The organism is Rahnella ecdela (assembly GCF_019049625.1).
Taxonomy (GTDB): domain Bacteria; phylum Pseudomonadota; class Gammaproteobacteria; order Enterobacterales; family Enterobacteriaceae; genus Rahnella; species Rahnella ecdela.
In genome coordinates this window covers 1-2552 of sequence record NZ_JAFMOY010000077.1, presented here as the reverse complement: position 1 = coordinate 2552, position 2552 = coordinate 1, and the positions used below count along the sequence as shown (strand labels likewise).

The 2552-nt window shown below is 33.7% G+C and carries 3 protein-coding genes; all 3 read right to left on the bottom strand.

Annotation, left to right across the window (positions count from 1 at the left end; all coding sequences use genetic code 11):
* The coding region (locus tag J1784_RS00420; protein ID WP_217147599.1) for a hypothetical protein at positions 1-258 on the bottom strand (258 nt) is incomplete at its 3' end.
* 215 nt (positions 259-473) lie between these two features.
* A complete protein-coding gene (locus tag J1784_RS00415; RefSeq protein ID WP_217147598.1) occupies positions 474-980 on the bottom strand; it encodes a replication/maintenance protein RepL in 507 nt (168 codons plus the stop codon).
* Between the two features lie 443 nt (positions 981-1423).
* A partial coding sequence (locus tag J1784_RS00410; RefSeq protein WP_217147597.1) for a plasmid recombination protein occupies positions 1424-2552 on the bottom strand: 1129 nt, incomplete at its 5' end.

Here is a 2552-nt window from a genome sequence, read left to right as displayed (position 1 = left end):
ACAGGAGCCATCTTTTCTTAACTTTCTGCCTGAAGCGTCTATGGAGCTGTCAGCCCACTTCTGAGCCATTGCTGCAGCTGCATATGCATCTACTCCAAATATTACTGCAGGATCTTTTGGCTCTTTAACGTGTTTACAGTCATCATCATTTCGCATAGCTTCACCTGCGATTTGATGTATATTCCATTTAGTATCTTTTCCTTTTTGATTTGATCCTACTCTTGCGTAAGATTCAATATGTATAAACTGATAGCTCATTTTTCACCTCTAATATAATTTTCCCTATATGTTTGTAACTATCAGAAATAGGTTTGCTAGTAAAGCATAGTGACCGACTATGCTTATCTAACGATAAGCGTCGGTCTTGCCGGAGGCTAAAGACAAAAAACAGAAATCCCCAAACATTATAAATCTATGATTTATGATGTTTAGGGATTCAGCAAGCGTAGCGCGCTAGTATATTTAGTTTTTTATTAATGTGATTTATCAAATAAATCTGTTTGCTTTTGAGACTTCTGTAAGTTCTCTTTATTTTTTCCTGATAGTTTATGTTTTAATCCTTTCATTACAATATTAGAGTTTACATACATATTACCGTCTTCATCTTTTATTAAAACATCTTTAGATAAAAGCTTTTTAAATATAATAGAGACATTTGATTTATTCATATCTAATGCTTTAACTATAGATGCTTGAGATAATGAAACCAAGTTACCAAATTCCATTTTCTTTAAAATATAAATCAATACACGAAGCTCAGAAGTATTGATTTTTAACTCTGTTATTAAACGATCGAAGTTTTCTAAAAATAATATTACAAACTCATTTTTCAAACTTATTTTCTTATCATCTTGTATTATTACTGTAGCCTTAACATCTCCACGCTCTTGCATTTCATCTATTTTATCTTTTATTTTTTTACTATTTAAAACTTCAGTTATATCTTCAACATTTTCGTGAACTCTACTTTTAGTTATCATAATAATCTCCTTTTTTATATTCTGATATATGTGTTTTAACCGATCACAAATATAAGTCAATAGAAAAAGTTTAAAAATAACAAACTTTTTCTACTTTTTTGAACAGAAGTCCACAAAACTAGAGTTGGTAAATGCACAAACTATGGTTAGTAAATCGACCAACTAAAGGTTGGTGAAGTGACAAACTCTAGTTTGTGGATTTACCAACTTTTTAGTGATGAAAGCCTTGTTGGAGTAGGCTTAGAGTGGTGTGTAAGAAGTAAGATAAATAAGAACATAAGAAAGAGGAAAACCGTCCTACCGGACAGGTCAACCCCTCGAACCCCAGAACCCGAGGTTCTGACGTTCTCACGGTTATGAAAACTGATCTCTACTGGCTATGCCATCATTGCCGCCTATTGTGATGTCTCAAACATCACTACAAGCGGCCAGAGATGAATGTTCTACATTCGAGGTCTTTTTCTGTATTGGTTTGTTCTATCTTCTTCCTGCTGAATAGAAAGCTCTTGAGCTTTCGGTTCAGGGTTATAGCTTTCTCCTTTTGGTCTTGGTTTATTTATTTCAGCTTCCATAGCTTTATACTCATCAGGAAAACGATCTCTCATTTTTTTACTTGTTATTTTATACTGCTGTAATTCTTTATTCTCTTCTCTCAATGATAAGTTTTCCACTTCTAAAATATCGTTGTTTTTTTTAAGCTCTTTATTTTCATTATTCAGAAAGTAGACTTCTTTTGATTTTTCTTTTTTTTCTTCCACTGCTTTTTCTGTTTCTTTTTTTTGAGAGTAATATTCTTTTTTAAATGCTTTATGCTTTTTTTTGTGTTCATTTCTCTGGTTTTCGACAACTCCTATTTCTTCATCCTTTTCCTCTAGCTTTTTTTTAAAACCATCAGTGTAATATTTATATTTAGCTCCTATTTTTGCTATCCAGCCCCAGCCTTTTGACTGTTCTACTGAATAGTCAAAACCTTCTTTTTTACCTGTCTGAACAGCTTGATCCTTTAATAGACTAATATTTTTTATTTCTTCTGATTGCTTTAAGGCATATTCTTTTCTTGCCTTCCATTCCTCACGGGTCAAGCGTTCACGCTTTGGCCCGGTTTTGGTCATTCCGTGTTTTATAGCTACTTCATTATAAAAGTCTTCTTGAAACTCTTTCATAGCTTCAATATATGCTTTATTCTGTTCACCTTTAAGTACCTTTGAGTTTTCTTTTTTAGCTTCTAATACAGCTCTTTTACCATCGTGTATTTCATCAAACTTCTGACCATATTTAGGAACCGAATAAAAATGAATATGGTTGTAATCTTCATCTGTATGCTCGATCACCGATTTCAAATTCTCACCGTACTTATTTTTCAAGTATTCGACTGCATCATCTCTAAACGCCTTCCATTCTTCATCAGAACGGCCATCAGGAAAAGATATGACACCTGCCAGCAGACAGGAGCCATCTTTTCTTAACTTTCTGCCTGAAGCGTCTATGGAGCTGTCAGCCCACTTCTGAGCCATTGCTGCAGCTGCATATGCATCTACTCCAAATATTACTGCAGGATCTTTTGGCTCTTTA

Coding starts and splice junctions, on each gene's coding strand:
- J1784_RS00415 (WP_217147598.1), bottom strand. CDS start 980: ATGATAACTAAAAGTAGAGTTCACGAAAATGTTGAAGATATAACTGAA.